This window comes from Streptomyces sp. NPDC051921 (genome assembly GCF_040680975.1).
Classification (GTDB): Bacteria; Actinomycetota; Actinomycetes; order Streptomycetales; family Streptomycetaceae; genus Streptomyces.
In genome coordinates this window covers 53,163-74,363 of record NZ_JBFAXU010000032.1, presented here as the reverse complement: position 1 = coordinate 74,363, position 21,201 = coordinate 53,163, and the positions used below count along the sequence as shown (strand labels likewise).

At 72.3% G+C, this 21,201-nt stretch carries 22 protein-coding genes; 9 read left to right on the top strand and 13 right to left on the bottom strand.

Translation table 11 applies throughout. The features are described 5' to 3' along the window. Positions 1-132 precede the first annotated feature (132 nt). The 4 genes from AB0M16_RS32670 to AB0M16_RS32655 are packed head-to-tail and all read left to right on the top strand — an operon-like array spanning position 133 to position 5,401. Positions 133-1,068 (top strand): sugar ABC transporter permease, encoded by a 936-nt coding sequence (locus AB0M16_RS32670; RefSeq protein WP_365349458.1) that lies wholly within the window; start codon positions 133-135, stop codon positions 1,066-1,068. Between the two features lie 11 nt (positions 1,069-1,079). Beyond that, on the top strand, positions 1,080-1,922 hold the full coding sequence (locus AB0M16_RS32665; protein ID WP_365349456.1) for a carbohydrate ABC transporter permease: 843 nt from the start codon (positions 1,080-1,082) through the stop codon (positions 1,920-1,922). Beyond that, complete coding sequence (locus tag AB0M16_RS32660) at positions 1,919-3,241, top strand: sugar ABC transporter substrate-binding protein (RefSeq protein ID WP_365349454.1); 1,323 nt, start codon at positions 1,919-1,921, stop codon at positions 3,239-3,241. Before AB0M16_RS32665 ends, AB0M16_RS32660 begins: the two co-directional genes overlap by 4 nt. A gap of 24 nt (positions 3,242-3,265) precedes the next feature. Beyond that, positions 3,266-5,401 (top strand): BTAD domain-containing putative transcriptional regulator, encoded by a 2,136-nt coding sequence (locus AB0M16_RS32655; RefSeq protein WP_365349452.1) that lies wholly within the window; start codon positions 3,266-3,268, stop codon positions 5,399-5,401. On the opposite strand, the gene AB0M16_RS32650 is transcribed toward AB0M16_RS32655, so the two are convergent. Beyond that, a complete protein-coding gene (locus AB0M16_RS32650; protein ID WP_365349450.1) occupies positions 5,331-5,978 on the bottom strand; it encodes a peroxiredoxin-like family protein in 648 nt (215 codons plus the stop codon). The genes AB0M16_RS32655 and AB0M16_RS32650 overlap by 71 nt on opposite strands. A gap of 173 nt (positions 5,979-6,151) precedes the next feature. On the opposite strand from AB0M16_RS32650, the gene mgt reads away from it, so the two are divergent. The 5 genes from mgt (at position 6,152) to AB0M16_RS32625 (ending at position 10,707) form a co-directional block, all read left to right on the top strand. Beyond that, complete coding sequence (gene mgt, locus AB0M16_RS32645; protein ID WP_365349448.1) at positions 6,152-7,342, top strand: macrolide-inactivating glycosyltransferase; 1,191 nt, start codon at positions 6,152-6,154, stop codon at positions 7,340-7,342. A 206-nt stretch (positions 7,343-7,548) separates the two neighbouring features. After that, positions 7,549-8,754 (top strand): S8 family peptidase, encoded by a 1,206-nt coding sequence (locus AB0M16_RS32640; protein WP_365349446.1) that lies wholly within the window; start codon positions 7,549-7,551, stop codon positions 8,752-8,754. Between the two features lie 72 nt (positions 8,755-8,826). Then, complete coding sequence (locus tag AB0M16_RS32635; protein WP_365349444.1) at positions 8,827-9,384, top strand: DUF1697 domain-containing protein; 558 nt, start codon at positions 8,827-8,829, stop codon at positions 9,382-9,384. Positions 9,385-9,451: 67 nt separating this feature from the next. After that, positions 9,452-10,057: a DsbA family protein gene (locus AB0M16_RS32630; protein WP_365349442.1), complete on the top strand. Its 606-nt coding sequence runs from the start codon at positions 9,452-9,454 to the stop codon at positions 10,055-10,057. Between the two features lie 83 nt (positions 10,058-10,140). After that, positions 10,141-10,707, top strand: coding sequence for a TIGR03086 family metal-binding protein (locus AB0M16_RS32625; RefSeq protein ID WP_365349440.1), 567 nt, complete (start codon positions 10,141-10,143; stop codon positions 10,705-10,707). A 48-nt stretch (positions 10,708-10,755) separates the two neighbouring features. On the opposite strand, the gene AB0M16_RS32620 is transcribed toward AB0M16_RS32625, so the two are convergent. The 12 genes from AB0M16_RS32620 to AB0M16_RS32565 all read right to left on the bottom strand — a co-directional run bounded on the left by AB0M16_RS32620 (position 10,756) and on the right by AB0M16_RS32565 (position 21,178). Further along, positions 10,756-11,502 carry a sirohydrochlorin chelatase gene (locus tag AB0M16_RS32620; RefSeq protein ID WP_365349465.1) on the bottom strand — a complete coding sequence of 249 codons (747 nt, stop codon included), beginning with the start codon at positions 11,500-11,502 and terminating at the stop codon, positions 10,756-10,758. Between the two features lie 38 nt (positions 11,503-11,540). After that, positions 11,541-12,434 carry an ABC transporter permease subunit gene (locus AB0M16_RS32615; protein WP_365349438.1) on the bottom strand — a complete coding sequence of 298 codons (894 nt, stop codon included), beginning with the start codon at positions 12,432-12,434 and terminating at the stop codon, positions 11,541-11,543. Beyond that, a complete protein-coding gene (locus tag AB0M16_RS32610; RefSeq protein ID WP_365349436.1) occupies positions 12,421-13,218 on the bottom strand; it encodes an ABC transporter ATP-binding protein in 798 nt (265 codons plus the stop codon). The genes AB0M16_RS32615 and AB0M16_RS32610 overlap by 14 nt, the downstream gene beginning before the upstream one ends. 35 nt (positions 13,219-13,253) lie before the next feature. Beyond that, entirely contained in the window at positions 13,254-14,363 is a 1,110-nt protein-coding gene (locus tag AB0M16_RS32605; protein ID WP_365349434.1) for an aliphatic sulfonate ABC transporter substrate-binding protein, read from the bottom strand. 205 nt (positions 14,364-14,568) lie between these two features. Further along, a complete protein-coding gene (locus tag AB0M16_RS32600; protein WP_365349432.1) occupies positions 14,569-15,921 on the bottom strand; it encodes a GTP-binding protein in 1,353 nt (450 codons plus the stop codon). After that, positions 15,921-16,856 (bottom strand): sulfate adenylyltransferase subunit CysD, encoded by a 936-nt coding sequence (cysD, locus tag AB0M16_RS32595; protein ID WP_365349430.1) that lies wholly within the window; start codon positions 16,854-16,856, stop codon positions 15,921-15,923. Before cysD ends, AB0M16_RS32600 begins: the two co-directional genes overlap by 1 nt. Continuing rightward, complete coding sequence (gene cysC, locus AB0M16_RS32590) at positions 16,853-17,422, bottom strand: adenylyl-sulfate kinase (RefSeq protein ID WP_365349428.1); 570 nt, start codon at positions 17,420-17,422, stop codon at positions 16,853-16,855. The genes cysD and cysC overlap by 4 nt, the downstream gene beginning before the upstream one ends. Next, positions 17,422-18,129 carry a phosphoadenylyl-sulfate reductase gene (locus AB0M16_RS32585; protein WP_365349426.1) on the bottom strand — a complete coding sequence of 236 codons (708 nt, stop codon included), beginning with the start codon at positions 18,127-18,129 and terminating at the stop codon, positions 17,422-17,424. Before AB0M16_RS32585 ends, cysC begins: the two co-directional genes overlap by 1 nt. Next, a complete protein-coding gene (locus tag AB0M16_RS32580; RefSeq protein ID WP_365349424.1) occupies positions 18,126-18,305 on the bottom strand; it encodes a hypothetical protein in 180 nt (59 codons plus the stop codon). The genes AB0M16_RS32585 and AB0M16_RS32580 overlap by 4 nt, the downstream gene beginning before the upstream one ends. Next, positions 18,302-19,999: a nitrite/sulfite reductase gene (locus tag AB0M16_RS32575; RefSeq protein WP_365349422.1), complete on the bottom strand. Its 1,698-nt coding sequence runs from the start codon at positions 19,997-19,999 to the stop codon at positions 18,302-18,304. The genes AB0M16_RS32580 and AB0M16_RS32575 overlap by 4 nt, the downstream gene beginning before the upstream one ends. 126 nt (positions 20,000-20,125) lie before the next feature. Next, positions 20,126-20,209 (bottom strand): putative leader peptide, encoded by an 84-nt coding sequence (locus AB0M16_RS32570; RefSeq protein WP_351188065.1) that lies wholly within the window; start codon positions 20,207-20,209, stop codon positions 20,126-20,128. A gap of 399 nt (positions 20,210-20,608) precedes the next feature. Continuing rightward, positions 20,609-21,178 (bottom strand): GNAT family N-acetyltransferase, encoded by a 570-nt coding sequence (locus tag AB0M16_RS32565; RefSeq protein WP_365349420.1) that lies wholly within the window; start codon positions 21,176-21,178, stop codon positions 20,609-20,611. Positions 21,179-21,201 lie beyond the last annotated feature (23 nt).

The following is a 21,201-nucleotide window of genomic DNA, read 5'->3' as shown; positions in this document are numbered from 1 at the left end:
GCCTCGGCCTCCCGGGCCAGGCGCACGGTGTCCCGCAGCGCCTGCGCGGCGTCCTCGCCCTCCCGGGTGCGGGAGCGGTCGCCGGGACCCTCGCCACACCCCCTGGGTGGCACACCGCGCGCAGGGGGAGCAATGGTCAGTGTGACGACCGCGCCGAGGCGGTCCGCGGAGCGCACCGTCCCCGGCCGGGCCCGTGGCGGCCCCGGCCGTGACTTCGGTGCCTGGTTCCTGGTCCTGCCCGCGCTCCTGCCGATCCTGGTCCTCAGCGTCGGGCCGCTCCTCTACGGCATCGCGCTCGCCTTCACCGACGCGCAGTCCGGCCGTACCCAGGCCACCCGCTGGATCGGGGGCCTCAACTTCCAGGACCTGCTGCACGACACCCTGTTCTGGGACTCCTTCCGCATCGGCCTGCTCTGGGCGTTCGGCGTGACCGTCCCGCAGTTCCTGCTCGCCCTCGGCCTCGCCCTGCTCCTCCACCAGAACCTGCGGCTGCGCTGGCTCGCCCGTGCGCTCGCGATCGTCCCCTGGGCCATGCCCGAGGTCGTCGTCGGCATCATGTGGCGGCTGGTCTACAACCCCGACGCGGGCGTCCTCAACGAGACCCTCCACGACCTCGGTCTCGGAGACGGCCGGGCCTGGCTCAGCGGCCTCGGCACCGCACTGCCCGCCGTCATCGTGGTCGGCGTCTGGGCGGGCATGCCGCAGACCACGGTCGCCCTGCTCGCCGGCGTCCAGAACACCCCGCGCGAACTCCACGAGGCCGCCGCACTCGACGGCGCCGGCGCCTGGCGCCGCTTCCGCACCGTCACCTGGCCCGCCCTGCGCCCGGTCGCCCTCGCCGTCACCGCCTTGAACTTCATCTGGAACCTCAACTCCTTCGCCCTGGTCTACGTGCTGACCAACGGCGGACCGGGCGGCCGGACCCGGCTCCCCATGCTCTTCGCCTACGAGGAGGCCTTCCGGTACGGGCAGTTCGGCTACGCCGCCGCCATGGGCTGCGTGCTCGTCGCCGTCGTCTCCGTGCTCCTCGCCCTGTACCTCGTCGGTCGGCTCAAGGAGGAACGGTGAGGGAGAGACCCGTGAGCGCCTTCCGAACCAGCGGTCCGGCCCGCGCCGGTCAGTACGCGGCGCTCCTCGCGTACCTGGCCTTCCTCGCCTTCCCGTTCCTGTGGCTGGTCTCGACCGCCTTCAAACCCGCGACGGAACTCGGATCCCTGCACCCCACCTGGATCCCGCAGGACCCCACGCTCGACAACTTCCGGCAGGCCTTCACCGAGCAGCCCCTCCTGAGAGCCGCCGGGAACAGCCTGCTCGCAGCCCTGGCGGCCGCCCTCGTCGCGGTCGCCGTCGCCACCCCCATGGCCTACGTCCTCGCCCGCCACCGCTCCCGGCTCACCACCGCCGCGACCGGCTGGGTCGTCGTCAGCCAGGCCTTCCCGTTCGTCCTCCTGATCATCCCGCTCTTCCTGGTCCTCAAGAACCTGCACCTGGTCGACAGCCTCCCGGGCCTGGTCCTGGTGTACGTGGTGTGGTCGCTGCCCTTCGCCCTGTGGATGCTCACCGGCTACGTCCGGGCCGTCCCCGCCGAGCTGGAGGAGGCCGCGGCCGTCGACGGCGCCGGGCGGCTGCGCACCCTGGTCTCCGTCGTCGGCCCGCTGCTCGCCCCCGGCATCGTCGCCACCGCGCTGTTCGCCTTCATCACCGCGTGGAACGAGTTCTTCTTCGCCCTCGTCCTCCTCAAGACCCCGCAGAAGCAGACCCTGCCCGTCGTCCTCACCCACTTCCTCGGTGCGGAGGGCGCCGCCGACCTCGGGCCGCTCGCCGCCGCGGCCTTTCTCGCCACGCTCCCCTCGCTCGTCGTCTTCGCCCTCATCCAGCGGAGGATCACCGGGGGCATGGCGGCCGGGGCGGTGAAGGCGTGAGGCGCGCGCGGCCCGGTCGCGTACGGGCCCTCGCCGCGGGTGTCGCCGCCCTCGCGCTGCTGCTCACCGGCTGCACCGCAGCCGACGGCCCGCGCGACGGCGACGGCGGTGCGGTCCGGCTCCGCTTCCAGTCCCTCGCCTGGCAGAAGGAGTCCGTCGACGCCAACAAGGAGCTCGTACGCGAGTGGAACGCGGCCCACCCCGACATCCAGGTCGACTACGTCCAGGGCAGCTGGGACTCCGTCCACGACCAGCTGCTGACCTCCTTCGAGGGCGGAGAGGCGCCCGACATCGTCCACGACGCCTCCGACGACCTCGCGGACTTCGCCTACGGCGGCTACCTCGCGGACCTGCGCACCCTGCTGCCCGAGCGGCTGCGCGCCGACATCCCCGCGCACAGCTGGCGCACGACCACCTTCGGTGACGGAGTCTACGGCGTGCCGTTCCTCCAGGAACCGCGCATGATCATGGCCAACCGGAAGGTCCTGACCGACGCCGGCGTCCGCGTCCCCACCGCCGAACGGCCCTGGACCTGGGACGAGTTCCGGCGGATCGCCCAGGACCTGACGGCACGGATGGGGGAGGGGCGGTACGCCGTGGCCTGGCCGCTCAAGGAGCCGGTCTCCGTCTCGCTCAACCTGGGCCTGTCGGCCGGCGGCCGGCTCTTCCACCGGGGCCCGGACGGCAAGGTCACCCTCCGCTTCGACGACGCCGACGCCGTCGTCCCCGGCACCGTCCGCGCCATGATCGACACCGACCGCACCGCCTCCCGGGCCACCCTCGGCAGCGGCGGCTCCGACACCCTGCCCGGCTTCTTCGGGGGCAAGTACGCGATGGTCCCGCTGGGCTTCTCGTACCGGCAGCAGATCGTGCAGCAGGCGCCCGAGGGCTTCGACTGGATCGTGCTGCCCGCCCCCGCCGGAGCCGGCGGGCTCGCGCAGGGCGTCAGCCCGCAGACCCTCTCCATCGCCGAGGACAGCCCCCACAAGAAGGAGGCCGCGCGCTTCCTCGACTTCCTCCTCCAGCCCCGCAACATGGTCCGGCTCGCCCTCGGCGACTGGATGCTGCCCACCTCCACCGCAGCCCTCGCCGACCCCGCCCTGCACACCCCCGCGTACGGCTGGGCCACCGGCGCGGCAGTCGCCCGGCAACTGAGACCAGCCCCCGCCCAGGCGGTGCGCGGCTATCCGGAATGGAAGGACAAGGTCGCCACCCCCGCCTTCCAGGAGTACTACAGCGGTGCCATCGGCACCGAGGAGCTGAGCCGCCGGCTGGTCGTGGACGGCAACCGGGTGCTCGCCCGCTACCAGCGCGGATAGCCGTGGACGCGGATAATCGGAGGCATGAGCGGTACGGACGCTCTGCTCATTCGGCTGCTCGGCGGCTTCCGGGCCGAGACCGCGGGGCACGTGATCCCCGACGCCCGCTGGCGGCTGCGCAAGGCGAAGGCGCTCGTCGCCCTCCTCGCCCTCGCCCCCGGCCACCGGCTCGACCGTGAGCAGCTGCTCGACGCCCTGTGGCCGGAGCTGGGCCCCGCCGCCGGTGCCAACCAGCTCCGCAAGGCCCTCCACGAGGCCCGCCGCGCCCTCGACCCCGACCCCGGCGCCACCTACCGGTACGTCGAGTCCGCCGACGAGGGCCTGCGCCTCGGCCCCGGCCGCGTCCGGGTCGACGTCGACGCCTTCCGGACCGCCGCCCTCACCGCCCGCTCCGGCGGCGACCCGGACGCTTACCGGGTGGCGCTCGACCTGTACGGCGGTGAGCTGCTGCCCGAGTACCGCTACGAGGACTGGGCCGAGACCCGACGCGACGCCGTCCGCGGCGAACGGCTCGCGCTGCTCCTCGGCCTCGCCCGGCTCCTGGAGGCCCACGCCGACCTCGAGGGGGCCGCGACCGCGCTGAGCACCGTGCTCGCCGAGGAGCCCGCGCACGAGGAGGCCGCCGCCGCACTGATGCGGGTCTGCGCCCTCGCCGGACGCCGGCACGACGCGTTCGCCGCGTACGAGCGGCTGCGCACCGCCCTCGCCCGGGAGGTGGGCGCGGAGCCCGATGTGCGCACCCAGCGCCTGTACGAGCGGATCAGGGCCGGGCGAGCCGAGGAGGCCGCCGGGCTGACGGGGGCGCTGTGGGAGCAGGTGGGCGACCTGCGCATGCTCTCGGGGGACGCGTCGGGCGCGGCGGCCGCCTTCGGCACGGCCGTCCGGCTGTCGGGCGACGACGAGGGCGTCGTGTCCGCCCGGCGGCACCGGAAGGCCGCCGCCGCGCATCTGGCGGCCCGTCGGACCGCCGAGGCCGAGGCCCATGTGCGGGCCGCCGAGGTCGTCCTCGCGCACGGCGACGACGAGGCGGAGGAGGGCAGGCTCGCGGGCGTACGGGCCGGCCTGCTGTGCGAGACGGGCGATCTCGAGGAGGCCCAGAGCGATGCCGAGACCAGCCTGAAGACCGCCGAACGGGTCGGCACTCCCGCCGACATGGCCGCCGCGAGCGAGACCCTCGCGATCGTCTGCCACCACCGGGGTGCCTGGCGGGAGGGCCTGCGTCTGGAGATCGAGCGGTTCGGTGCGGCCGCCGACACGGAGGCCCGGTTGGCCCGGATCTTCGACATCCACTGCTGCATCGGCGAGTACCACCTGTACGGCGACGGCCTGTCCGACACCGTGGAGCGCTACGCCCGCGACACGCTCGACCTGGCCGTCTCCCGGGGCGCCCGCCGCGCGCAGGCCTTCGCCTGGTGCCTGCTCGGCGAGGCGCTGCTGCTCCAGGGGCGCTGGGACGAGGCGCCCGGCTGTCTGGAGCGCAGTGCCGAACTGCACGCCTCGCTCGACGGGCGGTCCGGGGTGCTGCCCTGGCAGCGGCTCGGCGAACTGGCCGCCGGGCGCGGCGACAGCACCGCCGTCGCGGCCTGTCTGCGCCGCGGGATGGCGCTCGCCTCGGTCGGCACGCTGGCACGGCACGCCTGGGGCCGGCTGTACGCGACGGCCGCGTTCGACGCGCTGGAGCGCGGTGCGCCCGACGAGGCGCTGCGAGCGGTGCGGGCCGAGGCGGCGGCGAGCGAGCGGGACGGCCGGTGCCCGAGCTGTGCGGCGCTGCTCAACCCGGTGGCAGCCGAGGCCTACGCGGAGCTGGGCGACCGGGCGGGCGCCGCGGCCCGCGCACGGCAGGCGGCCGAGGTCGCCGAGCTGTTCGCGAGTGCGGCCTGGAGCGCGATGGCCGAGACCGCCCGGGCCGCCACGGAGGCGGCGGGCGGCGCGGTGGACGCGGCCCGGTCCCACCATCTGGCGGCTGCCGGGCTCTACGAGCGGGCCCGGCAGCCGTACTGGGCGGCCCGTTCCCGGGTCCAGGCGGTCCGGGCGTCGCCCGGTGGCGCCGGCCGGGAGGAGGACGCGGCGCTGCTGGCCGCGGCGGCGGTCACGTTCGACCGGCTGGGCGCGGTGCGGGGCCTGGAGGCGGTGCGGGCAGCAGGTCGCGGGCCGCGTTGAGGACGGTGTCGACGTCGAGGGTGTCGGCGTAGTCCGCGCCGTAGTGCGCCAGGCGGACGATCCCGTCGGGGTCGACGAGGAAGTCCGCGGGGTGGCCCCGGATGCCGCCCTCGTGGCCGAACGGCAGCATGCTCCGGTAACCGGCCCGCAGGGCCCGCATGTTGTCGGCGGCCACGCGCGCGTGGAGCATGCCGGCGAGGGACTCCTCCACCCCGTACGCCCGGAAGAGGCGCTTGTCGGGGTCGGCGATGACGTCGAAGGGGACGGCGGCGCCCTGCTGGAGCTGTTCGCGCAGCGCGCGGACGGGGGAGTGGAAGACCGCCACGGGGACGAGTCCCGCGGCCTTCACCTCGGCGGCGCGGACCACCCAGGAGTGCAGGTGGAGGTTGCACAGCGGGCAGTTCGCGAAGCGGTAGAACTTCAGGACGACGCTCCGGCCGCTCCTGCCGAGCACGGGCGGGGCCGCGCCGGTCATGGTGACGGCCTCGGTGAGCCCGGGAGCGCGGGCGCCCACCGCGAGCCGACCGGTGCCGGCGGCGGTGCCCGTGGCGGCGGTCGTGGTGTCGGTGCTGTTCATGACGACCTCCTCGATCCACCTGCCACCTTCCTCGGCCGCCGTTCCCTGGGCGTTCCCCGGCGGCGGGACCGATCGGGGCGACCGGGCGGGGCGACCGGGCGGGGCGACCGGGCGGGGCGACCGGTCCGGGGAATTGAGTAGACGAGACGTATCGTCTCATCTAGGGTCGCGGCATGATCGCCACTCCGCGCTCCCACATCGCCATGTTCTCCATCGCCGCCCACGGGCACGTGAACCCCAGCCTCGACGTCATCCGCGAACTCGTCGACCGCGGGCACCGCGTGAGCTACGCGATCCCCGCCGCGTTCGCCGAGAAGGTCGCCGCGACCGGTGCCACCCCCGTCGTCTACGGGTCGACCCTGCCGACCGACGACGACCCCGACGCCTGGGGCACCGAACTCATCGACAACATCGAGCCGTTCCTCGACGACGCGGTGCAGGCGCTGCCGCAGCTCGCCGCCGCGTTCGACGGCGACCGGCCCGACCTGGTGCTGCACGACATCACCGCGTACCCCGCCCGTGTCCTCGCCCACACCTGGGGCGTGCCCGCCGTCTCGCTCTGGCCGAACCTCGTCCCGTGGGACGGGTACGAGGAGGAGGTCGCCGGGCCGATGTACGCCGAGCTCAAGGCCTCGCCGCGCGGGAAGGAGTACTACGCGCGGTTCGAGTCGTGGCTCACCTCGCACGGGATCGACCTCCGTCCCGACCTGTTCGTGGCGCGCCCGCGCCGCGGCCTCGTGCTCATCCCGAAGGTGCTCCAGCCGCACGCCGACCGGGTCGACGAAGGCGTGTTCACGTTCGTCGGCTCCTGTCGGAGCGAGCCCGGACCGGGGGAATGGCGGCGGCCCGCGGGCGCCGAGAGGCTGCTCCTGATCTCGCTCGGCTCCTCCTTCACCAAGCGGCCGGCCTTCTACCGGGACTGCGTCGAGGCCTTCGGGGGTCTCGACGGCTGGCATGTCGTGCTGCAGATCGGCGGGTTCGTCGACCCCGCCGAACTGGGTGACGTGCCGGACAACATCGAGGTGCACCCCTGGGTGCCGCAGCAGGCGATCCTGCGGGAGGCGGACGCCTTCGTCACCCATGCGGGAGCCGGCGGCAGCCAGGAGGGCCTGGCCACCGCGACCCCGATGGTCGCCGTGCCGCAGGCCGTGGACCAGTTCGGCAACGCCGACGTGCTGCAGTCCCTCGGTGTGGCCCGGCACCTGTCGATGGAGGACGTCACGCCCGGGCGGCTGCGGGAGGCCGTGCTCGCCCTCGTCGGCGACCCCGAAGTCGCCCGCAGGGCGCGGGAGATCGCGGAAGGGATGGCGCGCGAAGGGGGAACGAAGCGTGCGGCTGACCTGATCGAGGCGGAACTGGCCTGATCGCGACGGCGCAAACGCGCTTGTGGGTGAGGCGAGTTGCGGCGACTCGCCCCGTTTTCTTATTAAGAAACCTTGCTGAAAAAGTCACAGGTCTGTGAAGGCCTTGATTTGCACTCGTCAATCGGTCAGGGTTTCGAACGGGTCGCCGGAAGTTCTTCTTCCAACGGCCCGACCCCCCACAAATCCTGACGAGGAGACCCCTCTTCATGGCAATACACAAGCGTGACCGCAAGCGCATCCGGATCATCGCCGTCACGACCGCGATCGCGGCAGCGGCCGGAGTCACCGTCCTCACCAGCCCGTTCGCCGGCGCGGCCCCCACGCCCGCCGAAGGAACGGTCTACGGCCTCGGCGTCGAGGGCGCCGTCGCGGGCAGCTACGTCGTGCTGCTCGACGAGAAGGCGAACAAGGCCGACCTCGCGGAGGAGTACGGCGGCACCCTGCGCCGCAGCTACGACTCCAGCGTCAACGGCTTCTCCGTCAACGGCCTCACCGAGACCGAGGCCAAGCGCCTCGCCGCGGACCCGGCCGTCGCCAAGGTCGTCCAGAACCGCACGTTCTCCATCAACGCCACCCAGGAGAACCCGCCTTCGTGGGGCCTGGACCGGGTCGACCAGACCGACACGGCCGGCGACTCCAAGTACACCTACCCCGACTCCGGCGGCGAGGGCGTCACCGCGTACGTCATCGACACCGGCGTCCGCATCAGCCACAAGGACTTCGGCGGTCGCGCCTCGAACGGCTTCGACGCGGTCGACAACGACGACACCGCCCAGGACGGCAACGGTCACGGCACGCACGTGGCCGGCACCATCGCCGGAACCGAGCACGGCGTCGCCAAGAAGGCCAAGATCGTCGCCGTCCGCGTTCTCGACGACGCCGGCTCCGGCACCACCGAGCAGGTCGTCGCCGGCATCGACTGGGTCACCAAGAACCACCAGGGCCCGTCCGTCGCCAACATGAGCCTCGGCGGGGGCGCCGACCCGGCCCTCGACGACGCGGTCAAGAAGGCCATCGCCTCCGGTGTCACCTTCGCCGTCGCCGCCGGCAACGAGTCCGCGGACGCCGGACAGGGCTCGCCGTCCCGGGTGCCCGAGGCGATCACCGTCGCCTCGTCCACCAAGGACGACCAGCAGTCCGACTTCTCCAACTTCGGCGCGGTCGTGGACCTCTACGCCCCGGGCTCGGAGATCACCTCGGCCTGGAACGACAGCGACACCGGGACCAAGACCATCTCCGGCACCTCGATGGCCACCCCGCACGTCGTCGGCGCCGCGGCGGTCTACCTCGCGGGCCACAAGGACGCCACTCCGGACCAGGTCGCCGAGGCGCTGACGTCGGGGGCCACCCCCGACAAGATCGGCAACGCCAGCCCCGGCACCGCCAACAAGCTCCTGAAGATCGTCGAGTAGCGGCACCGCACCACTGACGGCGGCCGCCGTGCCCTCCCCCACGGGGCACGGCGGCCGTCCTATGGTGTGCCCATGACGACGAGCTATGCGGCGCTGCTGCGCGGGATCAATGTCGGCGGACACCGCAAGGTCCCCATGGCGCAACTCCGCGCCCTGCTGGAGGAGCTCGGCCACCGGGACGTGAAGACCTACCTCCAGAGCGGCAACGCCGTCTTCACCGACGACGGCGACGCCACCGCCGAGGAGCTCACCACGGCGCTCGAAGCGGCGATCGAGGAGCGGTTCGGCTTCCGTGTCGACTGCCTCGTCCTCGACCACGACCGGCTCGCCGCCGTCGCCGAGAACTGCCCCTTCCCCGCCGCCGAACTGGAGGGCAAGCAGCTGCACGCCTTCTACCTCTCCGGCCCCCTCGACGAGCAGCGCCTCGCCGGCCTCGACCGCGACGCCTACCTGCCCGAGGACTTCGCGCTCGGCGACCGCGTCCTCTACCTCTACGCCCCCGAGGGCCTCGGCCGCTCCAAGCTCGGCGAGGCCCTCTCCCGGCCCGCCCTCTTCAAGGGCCTCACCGTCACCGCCCGGAACTGGAACACCGTGGTCAAACTCGTCGAGATGACGAGTCCGCACGCCTGAAGTGGCCCAGTCCAGAAGTGTGCGAATGGCCCGGAACTCCGGGCCAAAGTCGCCTTACTCTTCCCTCATGACGACGACCGTGGACTTCTACTTCGACCCCGCCTGCCCCTTCGCCTGGATCACCTCCCGCTGGATCCTCGAAGTCGAGCGGCAGCGCGACATCGACCTCCGCTTCCGCCTCATGAGCCTCTACTTCCACAACGAGGGCAACGAGCTGCCCGACTGGTACCGCACCCTCGTCGACGCCTCCATCGGGCCCGTCCGGGTCGCCGCCGCCGTGGCCGACAAGGCCGGCGAGGAGATCCTGCGCCCGCTCTACACCGCGTACGGCACCCGCATCCACGAGCAGCGGAACAAGGACTTCGACGCCGTGATCGCCGAGTCCCTCGCCGAGCTCGACCTCCCCGCCGAGCTCGCCGCCGCGGCCCACGACCCCGCCTACGACGAGGCGGTCCGCCGCAGCCACGACGCCGGCAAGGACCCCGAGGCCGGGGCGTACGTGGGCACGCCCACGCTGCACGTCGACGGCACCGTCTGGTTCGGCCCGGTGCTGCGCGCCGTCCCGCGCGGCGAGAAGGCCGCCGAACTCTTCGACGCCTACCGCGTCCTCGCCGCCCACCCCGACCTCTTCGAACTGAAGCGCACCCGCACCGGCGGCCTCGACTTCAGCTGACCGGCCGGCCGGGCGCCGGCCCCGGCCCCGGGTGTCGCAAAACGTCAAGACCGGCGCGACGCCGGCTTCCTACCGTGGTCCTCATGAACGAGATCCACACCCACCTCACCGCCTGCGCCGCCGAAGCCGCCCGCGTCACCCGCGCGATCACCGCCGAGCGGCTCGCCGGACCCACCGGCTGCCCCGACTGGACCGTCCGCGAGCTCGCCAACCACCTCGTCCTCTACACCGCCCACGGCCTCGAGCACCGAGCCCTGCGCACCGAGCTCCCCGCGGAGACCGTCGGGCGCGACTTCACCGCCGACACCGACTGGCCCGAGCGGTACGCCGACCGGCTCGACCGGGCCCTCGCCGCCTGGGCGAAGCCCGAGGCCTGGGACGGGGACATCGACCTCGGCGGCAGCGAGATGCCCGCGCCCGAGGTCGCCGGCATGCTCGTCGCGGAACTCGCCCTGCACGGCTGGGACCTGGCCCGCGCCACGGACCAGGACTTCGCCGTGCCGGAGGAGACCGGCGCCTACCTGCTCGACGTCGTCGAGCGGTACGCCGACGTCTACCGCGAGTACGAGGGCTTCGCCGCCCCGGTCGCCGTCCCCGCCGAGGCGACCGCCTTCACACGGGCCCTCGCGGCGAGCGGCCGCACCCCCTGACGCCGGGGGCACCGGCCCCGCACCGTCACCCGGCCCGCCGGGCCGGGCCTAACCGGCCGCCGCCACCCGCTCCGGGACGCGTGCGGCCTGCTCGTAGCGCTCCACGAGGAGCCGGGCCAGCTCGGGGGACGGGCCGAGGACGTCCGCGAGGACGTCGGCGCCCGACGCGCCCTCGGCGATGCGGTCCGGGAGGCGGCCCGGGGCGATGACGTACGGGGCCACGGCCACCCGGCGGACGCCCCGCTCGGCGCGGAGCGCCCGTACGGCCTCGTCCGTGCGGGGAAGGGATGCGGAGGCGAACGCAGGCCGCACGGAGCACCAACCGGTGCGCCGCAGCTCCCGCGCCGTTTCTGCGATCACTGCGATCGCCTCCGGGTCGGTGGAGCCCGCCGAGGCCAGGACGACCCCGGTCGTGCTCTTGTCGCCGGGCGTGAGCCCGGCCTCGTACAGGCGCCGTTCCACCGCCGCGAGCAGCAGCGGGGACGGGCCCAGTACCTCCGCCTGCCGGACCCGCAGCGAGGCGGGGGCCTGGCGCAGGACGGCGGGGATGTCGGCCTTCGCGTGGAAGGCGCGGGTGAGCAGGAGCGGCAGCGCCACGACCTCCCGCACCCCGTCCGCGGCGAGCCGGTCGAGCACCCCGGTCACCGACGGCAGGTTGAAGTCCAGGAACGCCGTCTCCACCCGCAGCCCCGGCCGCAGCAGGCCGGCTCGGCGCACGAGCGCCTGGACGGTCGCCGCGTGCCGCGGGTCGCGGCTGCCGTGGGCGATGACGAGGAGGGTGGGCGCGGAGCGCATCCTCGAAGGGGTGGTGGGCGACGGGCGGGCGGTCATGGTCAGGCCTTCACCAGCAGGCCGCGGCGGCGCAGCACCGCACGCTCCAGCGGACTGAAGAACAGCAGGTCGATGGCGACACCGACGAGCAGGATCAGGATGATCGCCAGGAAGATCCCCGGCATGTCGAAGTTGTTCCGGCCGTTCTCCAGGAGCTGGCCCAGGCCCAGGCCCAGGTCGGGCGAGGAGGCGATGATCTCCGCCGCCATCAGCGAGCGCCAGGAGAACGCCCAGCCCTGCTTGAGGCCCGCGAGATAGCCCGGCAGCGCGGCCGGCATCACGATGTGCCAGGCGCCCTTCAGCCCGGTCGCGCCGAGCGTCCGGCCCGCCCGCAGGAACAGCGGCGGCACCTGGTCCACGCCGGCCACCAGGCCGTTGGCGATCGACGGCACGGCGCCGAGCAGGATCACCGCGTACATCATGCTGTCGTTGAGGCCCAGCCACAGCACCGCCGGCGCCACCCACGCGACCGAGGGCAGCGACTGCAGACCGGACAGGATCGGGCCGATCGCCGTGCGGATCACGCCCACGCGCGCCACGAGCAGACCCAGCGGGGTGCCGATCGCGAGCGCGAGCAGGAAGCCGAGCAGCGCGCGGGACACGCTGGTCCACAGCACGTCGAGGAGCGTGCCCTCCAGCCACATCGCGGACAGGCTGTCCCACACGGCGCCGGGCGAGGGCAGCTTGCCCTCGTCGGCGACCTTCGCGCTCACGAGCAGTTGCCAGACCACGAGGACGAGCACGATCGCGAGGACCGGCGGCAGGACCTTCTTCAGGAGGACCTCGCGCACCGGGGTGCGGCGGACCTGCACGGTGTCCAGGGCGTCGAGTCCGGCCTCCAGACCGGCGAGGTCGTCGGTCTTCACCGCGTCGGCGGTGGTGTCAGTGCTGGCCATGGCGGCGGATCTCCCCACGCAGTTCTTCGGTGATCTCGACGGACAGCTCCGCCACGGCGGCGTCCTCGATGCGGCGCGGCTGCGGGATGTCGATGGTCCACTCCCGGGCGATCCGGCCGGGCCGGGAGGAGAGCAGGACGACACGCTCGGCCAGCCGCACGGCCTCGCGCACGTTGTGGGTGACGAACAGCACCGAGACCCGCGTCTCGCGCCAGATCCGGGTCAGCTCGTCGTGCAGCACGTCCCGGGTGATCGCGTCGAGCGCCGCGAACGGCTCGTCCATCAGCAGCAGGTCGCTGTCCTGGGCGAGCGCCCGGGCCAGCGCGACCCGCTGGCGCATGCCGCCGGACAGCTCGTGCACCCGCTTGCCGTACGAGCCGCCGAGCCGCACGAGGTCGAGCAGCCGCTCGGCCTCCGTGCGTCGCTCCGCCTTCGGCACCCCGCGCAGCTTCAGGGCGAGCTCGATGTTCTTGCCCGCGGTGAGCCACGGGAACAGGGCGTGCTCCTGGAACATCAGGGCCGGCCGGCCGCCGGGGGTCTCGATGGACCCCGCGGACGGCCGGTCGAGCCCGGCGACCAGGTTGAGCAGGGTGGACTTGCCGCAGCCCGAGGCACCCAGGAGGGTGACGAACTCGCCCGGGGCGACATCGAGCGAGATGTCGTCGAGAACGAGCTGACCGCCCTTGGGGCCGCCGAAGGACTTCGAGACGTGCGCGATGCGCGCGGCGTGACCGGCCGCGCGGACGCGGTCCTCGGCCTTGGCGAGCGTCGTGGTCGTGGCCATGGTCGTCACCTCCTGGGTATGGGCTGCGGGCGTGCTTACTTGACGCCGAGGCCGGCGTCGGAGACCTCGGGCTTGCCCGCGGCCTTCAGGACCTTGTTGAGCGGCTTCAGGTCGTAGATGCCGTTCAGGTCGGGCTGCTTGAGGAGACCGGCCTTGACCGCGTGGTCGGCCTGCGCCTGCAGCGTGGCGGCCAGCGGGTCGTCGACGAACTGGATGGACGGCCAGGCACCGTTGATCACCTTGTCGCCGAGGGCCTTGCCGGACAGCTTCTCCAGCTTGGCGTTGGCGGAGGCCTTCGCCTTCTCCGGGTTGGCGTTGATCCACTCGTTCGTCTTCACCGAGCCGCGCAGCACGGCCTCCACCACGTCGGGGTGCTCCTTGAGGAACTTCTGCGACACGATGATGTTGGTGATGACGAACTTCTTGTCCGGCCACAGGTCGGACTCGTCGAGCAGCACCTTCCCGCCCTCGCTGACCAGCTTCGACGCGGTCGGCTCGGGCACCCAGGCGCCGTCGATCGAACCGGACTTGTAGGCGTCCGGGGTGATCTTGTTGTCCGTGCGGAGCACGGAGACGTCGCCCTTGCCGCTCTGGGAGTCGACCTTCCAGCCCTTCTCCGCCACCCAGTTGAGGAAGGCCACGTCCTGGGTGTTGCCGAGCTGCGGGGTGGCGATCCGCTTGCCCTTCACGTCGTCCAGGGTCTTGATCTTCGCGGGGTCGACCACGAGCTTCACGCCGCCGGAGGCCGCGCCCCCGACGATGCGCAGGTTGGTGCCCTTGGACTTGGTGTAGCCGTTGATGGACGGCGAGGGGCCGATGAAGCCGATGTCGATCGACCCGGCGTTGAGCGCCTCGATCTCGGAGGGGCCGGCGTTGAAGGTGGTGGACTGCAGCACGGTGCCGCCCAGTTCCTTCTGGAAGATGCCCTCCTGGTCGCCGACCAGGGCGGTGGCGTGCGTCAGATTGGGGAAGTACCCGAGCCGTACGGTGTCGGCGGAGAGCTTCGTGCCCTCGGCCGCCACCTTCTTCTCGTCGTTCTTGGCCTGGGAGCCGTAGCCGCAGGACGCGAGTGCTCCGACCAGCAGGGGCAGAGCGGCTGCGGCGGCCAGGCCGCGGCGCAGGGTGGTACGGGTGGTGGCAGGCACGGGAGGGTTCCCCTCGGTTCAGCGACTTCGCAGTCGGTGTCTATGTCGATCGGGGTGGAGCGGGTGGTGCGGCATCGCACCGCCGGAGCGGCGCACGGAGGTCAGCACGCACATCGCGCGACACCTCCCATGCCGGCCCCGAGGGCGCCGGAGCCCACCCGGCCGCCCTCCTTGGCGAAGGTGGAGTACATGTTCCGGATCATGATCAGAAGTCCCACCCTTCCTCGTCGTCGACCGCGGCGACGGCCTTGGCGGTGGCGAAGGACTCGCCCGCCATGCCGGCCGCGAGTGTGGTGCCGTCCGCGGGGTCGATCAGCAGGAACGAGCCCGTACGGCGGGAGTCGGCGTACGCGTCGAGCGCGAGCGGCTCGGCGGTGCGGACCTTGACCCGGCCGATGTCGTTGGCGACGAGCCGGCCCGGCTCCGGGTGCTGGGAGAGGTCGTCCAGCGTGAGCCGGGACGGGATCTCCTTGACGATCGCCTTGACCGTACGGGTGGTGTGCTTGAGCAGCACCCGCTGGCCCACGGTGAGCGGCTGGTCCGCCACGTGGCAGACGGTCGCCTCGACGTCCTGGCTGGTCGCCGGGGCGTCGCCGCTCGGGGCGAGCAGGTCGCCGCGCGAGATGTCGATGTCGTCCGCCAGCCGGATGGTGACCGACTGCGGGGCCCAGGCGATGTCCACGGACTCGCCGAGCGCGTCGATCGCGGTGATCGTGGACGTCTTGCCGGAGGGCAGGACGGTGATCTTCTCGCCGACCCGGAACGCGCCGGCCGCGATCTGGCCCGCGTAGCCCCGGTAGTCGGGGTGCTCGGACGTCTGCGGGCGGATCACGTACTGCACCGGGAAGCGCGCGTGGCAGGCCGTCAGGTCGTGGCTGACCGGGACGGTCTCCAGGTGCTCCAGGACGGTCGGGCCGCCGTACCAGTCCATGTTCGCGGACGGCTCCACGACGTTGTCGCCGGCGAGCGCCGAGATCGGGATCGCGGTGATCTCCGGGACGCCCAGCTCCGATGCGTACGTCGTGAACTCCGCGGCGATCGCGGCGAAGACGGCCTCCTGGTAGTCGACCAGGTCCATCTTGTTCACGGCCAGGACGACGTGCGGCACGCGCAGCAGCGCGGCGACGGCGGCGTGCCGGCGGGTCTGCTCGACGACGCCGTTGCGCGCGTCGACCAGGACCACGGCCAGCTCGGCCGTCGAGGCACCGGTCACCATGTTCCGGGTGTACTGCACGTGCCCGGGGGTGTCGGCCAGGATGAACCGGCGCCGCGGGGTCGCGAAGTAGCGGTACGCCACGTCGATGGTGATGCCCTGCTCCCGCTCGGCCCGCAGGCCGTCGGTCAGCAGCGCCAGGTCCGGGGCCTCCTGGCCGCGCGAACGCGAGGCGTGCTCCACGGCCTCCAGCTGGTCGGCGAGGACCGACTTGGAGTCGTGCAGGAGCCGGCCCACCAGGGTGGACTTGCCGTCGTCGACGGACCCGGCGGTGGCGAAGCGCAGCAGGGTGGTCGCCGCCAGCTCGGCGTGCCCGGAGGTGGGCTGGTCGGTGGACGTGCTCATTAGAAGTACCCCTCGCGCTTGCGGTCTTCCATCGCGGCCTCGGACAGCTTGTCGTCCGCCCGGGTGGCGCCCCGCTCGGTGAGCCGGGACGCGGCGATCTCGGCGATCACGGCATCCAGCGTGGTGGCGTCGGAGTCCACCGCGCCGGTGCAGGACATGTCGCCGACGGTGCGGTAGCGGATCAGCCGGGTCTCGACGGTCTCCGACTCCTTCGGGCCGCCCCACTCGCCGGCCGTCAGCCACATGCCGTTGCGCTGGAACACGTCGCGCTCGTGCGCGAAGTAGATCTCCGGAAGCGCGATGCGCTCCCGCTGGATGTACTGCCAGACGTCCAGCTCGGTCCAGTTGGACAGCGGGAACACCCGGACGTGCTCGCCGGGGGCGTGCCGGCCGTTGTACAGCTGCCACAGCTCGGGGCGCTGGCGGCGCGGGTCCCACTGCGAGAACTCGTCGCGGAGCGAGAACACCCGCTCCTTGGCGCGGGCCTTCTCCTCGTCGCGACGGCCGCCGCCGAACACCGCGTCGAAGCGGTGCTGCTGGATCGCCTCGGTCAGCGGGACGGTCTGCAGCGGGTTACGGGTGCCGTCCGGACGCTCGCGCAGCTTGCCCGCGTCGATGTAGTCCTGCACGGAGGCGACGTGCAGCCGCAGCCCGTGCTCGGCGACCACCCGGTCGCGGTACTCGATGACCTCGGGGAAGTTGTGCCCGGTGTCGACGTGCAGCAGCGTGAAGGGGACCGGCGCCGGGGCGAAGGCCTTCAGCGCCAGGTGCAGCATGACGATGGAGTCCTTGCCGCCGGAGAAGAGGATCACCGGCCGCTCGAACTCGCCCGCCACCTCGCGGAAGATGTGGACGGCCTCGGACTCCAGGGAGTCGAGGTGCGACAGCGCGAACGGACTGTCCGTGGTGTCGTGAGCATGGGCGACGGTGGTCACAGCAGACCCCTCTCGGTGAGCAGCGCGTGGAGCTGCGCCGCGGACTCCTGCACGGTCTGGTTCTGGGACTCGATCCGGAGATCGGGCGTCTCGGGTGCCTCGTACGGGTCGTCGACGCCGGTGAGCCCGCTGATCTCACCCGCCGCCTGCTTGGCGTACAGGCCCTTCACGTCGCGGACCGAGCACACGTCCAGCGGAGTGGCCACGTGCACCTCGACGTACGCGGTGCCCTCGGCCTGGTGACGCTTGCGGACGGCCTCGCGGCTGTCGGCGTACGGGGCGATCACGGGGACCAGCACCTTCACCCCGTGCGAGGCGAGCAGCTCGGCGACGAAGCCGATCCGCTGCACGTTGGTGTGCCGGTCCTCGCGGGAGAAGCCGAGGCCCGCGGACAGGAACTCGCGGATCTCGTCGCCGTCGAGGATCTCGACGCGCTGCCCCTCCTCGCGCAGCCGGCCGGCCAGCTCGTACGCGATGGTGGTCTTGCCGGCGCTGGGCAGGCCCGTGAGCCAGATGGTGGCACCGGTCACGTGGTTCTCCTGGGAGGTCTGGGGGGTGGTGGTCATCAGCCGTGCAGCCCGCATTCGGTCTTGGCGCGGCCGGCCCAGCGGCCGGCCCGGGCGTCCTCGCCCTCCGCGACCCGGCGGGTGCAGGGGGCGCAGCCGACGGAGGCGTAACCGTCCATGAGCAGCGGGTTGGTGAGCACCCCGTGCTCCAGGACGTAGGCCTCGACGTCGTCCTGCGTCCAGCGGGCGATGGGGGAGACCTTCACCTTCTGCCGCTTCTCGTCCCAGCCGACGACCGGGGTGTTCGCCCGGGTCGGGGACTCGTCGCGGCGCAGGCCGGTCGCCCACGCGGCGTACGCGGTCAGACCCTCTTCGAGGGGCTTGACCTTGCGCAGCGCACAGCACAGGTCGGGGTCGCGGTCGTGCAGCTTCGGACCGTACTCGGCGTCCTGCTCGGCCACGGTCTGACGCGGGGTCAGGGTGACGACGTTGACGTCCATGACGGCGTCGACCGCGTCACGGGTGCCGATGGTCTCCTCGAAGTGGTAGCCGGTGTCGAGGAAGACGACGTCGACGCCGGGCCGGACACGCGAGGCGAGGTGGGCGACCACCGCGTCCTCCATGGAGGAGGTGACGCAGAAGCGCTCGCCGAAGGTGTCGACGGCCCACCGGAGGATCTCCAGCGCGGAGGCGTCCTCCAGCTCGCGGCCGGCCTGCTCGGCGAGTGCCTTCAGGTCGGCCGCGGTTGCGTCCTGAGTGATCGTCATATCTGTTTCCCTCCACCGGAGTTGCTGGAAGTACCCGGGGCCAGCAGCCCCAGGAACTTCAGCTGGAAGGCTCGGCTGCACGCGGCGCATTCCCAGGCGCCGTGACCCTCTTCGCTCGGCCGCAGATCCTCGTCGCCGCAGTAGGGGCAGTAGAACGGCGCCGCCCGCTCGCTCATGACAGGGCCTCTTCCGAGGCGCGCGCCGCCCAGGTGGCGAAGCGCTCGCCGTCCTCGCGCTCCGCCTGGAAGCGCTTGAGCAGGCGCTCGACGTAGTCCGGCAGCTCGGCCGAGGTGACCTTCAGTCCGCGGACCTTGCGGCCGAAGCCGGCTTCCAGGCCGAGCGCGCCGCCCAGGTGCACCTGGTAGCCCTCGACCCGGTTGCCGTCCTCGTCCAGCACCAGCTGGCCCTTGAGGCCGATGTCGGCGACCTGGATCCGGGCGCAGGCGTTCGGGCAGCCGTTGATGTTGATGGTGAGCGGCTCGTCGAAGTCCGGGATGCGGCGCTCCAGTTCGTCGATGAGCGAGGAGCCGCGTCCCTTGGTCTCGACGATCGCCAGCTTGCAGAACTCGATGCCGGTGCAGGCCATCGTGCCGCGCCGGAACGGCGAGGGGGTGACCCGCAGGTCGAGCGACTCCAGGGCGGAGACGATCGACTCGACCTTCGACTCCTCGATGTCGAGGACGATCATCTTCTGCTCGGCGGTGGTGCGCACCCGGCCCGAGCCGTGCTCCTCGGCGATCTCGGCGATCTTCGTCAGCGTGGCGCCGTCGACCCGGCCGACGCGCGGGGCGAAGCCCACGTAGAAGCGCCCGTCCTTCTGCCGGTGGACGCCCACGTGGTCACGCCACTGGCCGGCGGGCTGCGCGGGGGCGGGCCCGTCCGTCAGCTTGCGCTTCAGGTACTCGTCCTCCAGGACCTGGCGGAACTTCTCCGGACCCCAGTCGGCGACCAGGAACTTCAGGCGTGCGCGGTTGCGCAGCCGGCGGTAGCCGTAGTCGCGGAAGATCGAGATGACGCCCTCGTAGACGTCCGGCACCTCGTCGAGGGAGACCCAGGTGCCCAGCCGGACGCCGAGCTTGGGGTTGGTGGACAGCCCGCCGCCGACCCAGACGTCGAAGCCGGGACCGTGCTCCGGGTGCTCCACGCCGACGAAGGCGATGTCGTTGATCTCGTGCGCCACGTCGAGCAGCGGCGAGCCGGAGACCGCCGACTTGAACTTGCGGGGCAGGTTGGAGAAGTCCTTGTTGCCGACGATCCGCCGGTAGATCTCCTCGATGGCGGGGGTGCCGTCGATGATCTCGTCCTCGGCGATCCCGGCGACGGGCGAGCCGAGGATGACACGCGGGGTGTCGCCGCAGGCCTCGGTCGTCGACAGGCCGACGGCCTCCAGCCGGTTCCAGATCTCCGGGACGTCCTCGATGCGGATCCAGTGGTACTGCACGTTCTGCCGGTCGGTGATGTCGGCCGTGCCGCGCGCGAACTCCTGGGAGATCTCGCCGATGACTCGCAGCTGTTCGGTGGTCAGCCGGCCGCCGTCGATGCGGACCCGGAGCATGAAGTACTCCGCGTCCAGCTCCTCCGGCTCCAGGACACCGGTCTTGGTGCCGTCCAGACCCTCGCGGCGCTGGGTGTAGAGACCCCACCAGCGCATGCGTCCGCGCAGGTCGTTGGGGTCGATGGAGTCGAATCCGCGCTTGGAGTAGATCGTCTCAATACGTGTCCGCACATTGAGACCGTCGTCATCCTTCTTGAACTGCTCATTGCCGTTCAGCGGGGTGAAGTGCCCCACGGCCCACTGACCCTCGCCACGGTGGCGCCCGGCCTTGCGGCGGGCGGCGGCGGGAGTGGGGTTTTCCGGGGTGGCGGCCATGGCGATGTGTCCTTCGGGACTGCGAGAGGGCGGCTCTGACCTGCACACTCGCGCTCGGGTGAGAGGGTGGCGCGGCAGTGCGCAGCGAACGGGACGTCAGGAGAATGTGCGGCGGTGCTGAGGTGCTCAGCGCGCCGAACAGATGGCGCTGGACATGCGGCCGAGGTCGACGTGCCGCCGACTCACCAAGGCAATTCCAGTTCCAGACATGACGGAAGCGTGTCACGGGACTTTGGACCCAGTCCAGCTTCGTCCAGGATATGGACATCGTCGTCTCGCTCCACGAGACGATGTGGCGTGGGTCACGCGAAAGGGGCCCAGCTCAGGGCCCCTTCGGCGGGGGGCGCGACGGCGTAGTGTGCGCGGTGGTGCGGACGGCCACCGATGCGGCGGTGCCGTGGTGGTTCGTCAGTGCGCCGGAACGGCGGCGGTGCTGAGGTGTGGCGGTGGTGCTGGTGCAGGCGCTTGTGGCGGTGTGGCGGCATGGCGCTGCGGGTGGCGGTGGTGCGGTGCCTCGCAGTGTGGCCGCGCCCCCGACCGGTGCTGTCCGGCGTCCCGGTGTCCTGGCGCCCCGGTGTGGCGCGTGGGCGCGGGGCGTGCGCGTCGGCCTCAGGCGTGGGCGCCCGGCCAGGGTCCCGGCGTCTCGGCCTCCTCCACCTGCTCGACCTTCGTGTCGAACAGGCGGAAGCCGCGCCGCTCGTAGTTGGCCATCGCGTGCTCCCCGTCGAGGGAGCAGGTGTGCAGCCATACGCGCTTGGTCGGCGCCCGGTCCGGCCAGCGCTCCGCGAGGTCCCAGGCGCGCTCCACCCCGTACGAGAGGAGGTGCCCGCCGATCCTGTTCCCCCGGAAGCCGGGGATGAGGCCGAAGTAGACGATCTCGACCACGCCGTCGTCCTGCGGGTCCAGCTCCACGTATCCGGCCGGCGTCCCCTTCTCGTACGCCACCCAGATCTCGGCGCCCGGCTTCTCCACGATGGCCTGCCACTGCGCGTAGGTCAGCGACAGGCGGTCGGTCCAGCGGATGTCGCCGCCGACCGCCGTATAGAGGAAGCGGCTGAACTCCGCCGAGGGCACCTCGGCCCGCACGATCTTGACGTCACGGCCCTCGGGGGCGGGGACGGGGCGCAGATCGGCGGGCGAGGTCTGTTCGAGGGACCAGGTGGTGAGAGTGATGCTCATGGGCTTATCGCATCATGCGGAGC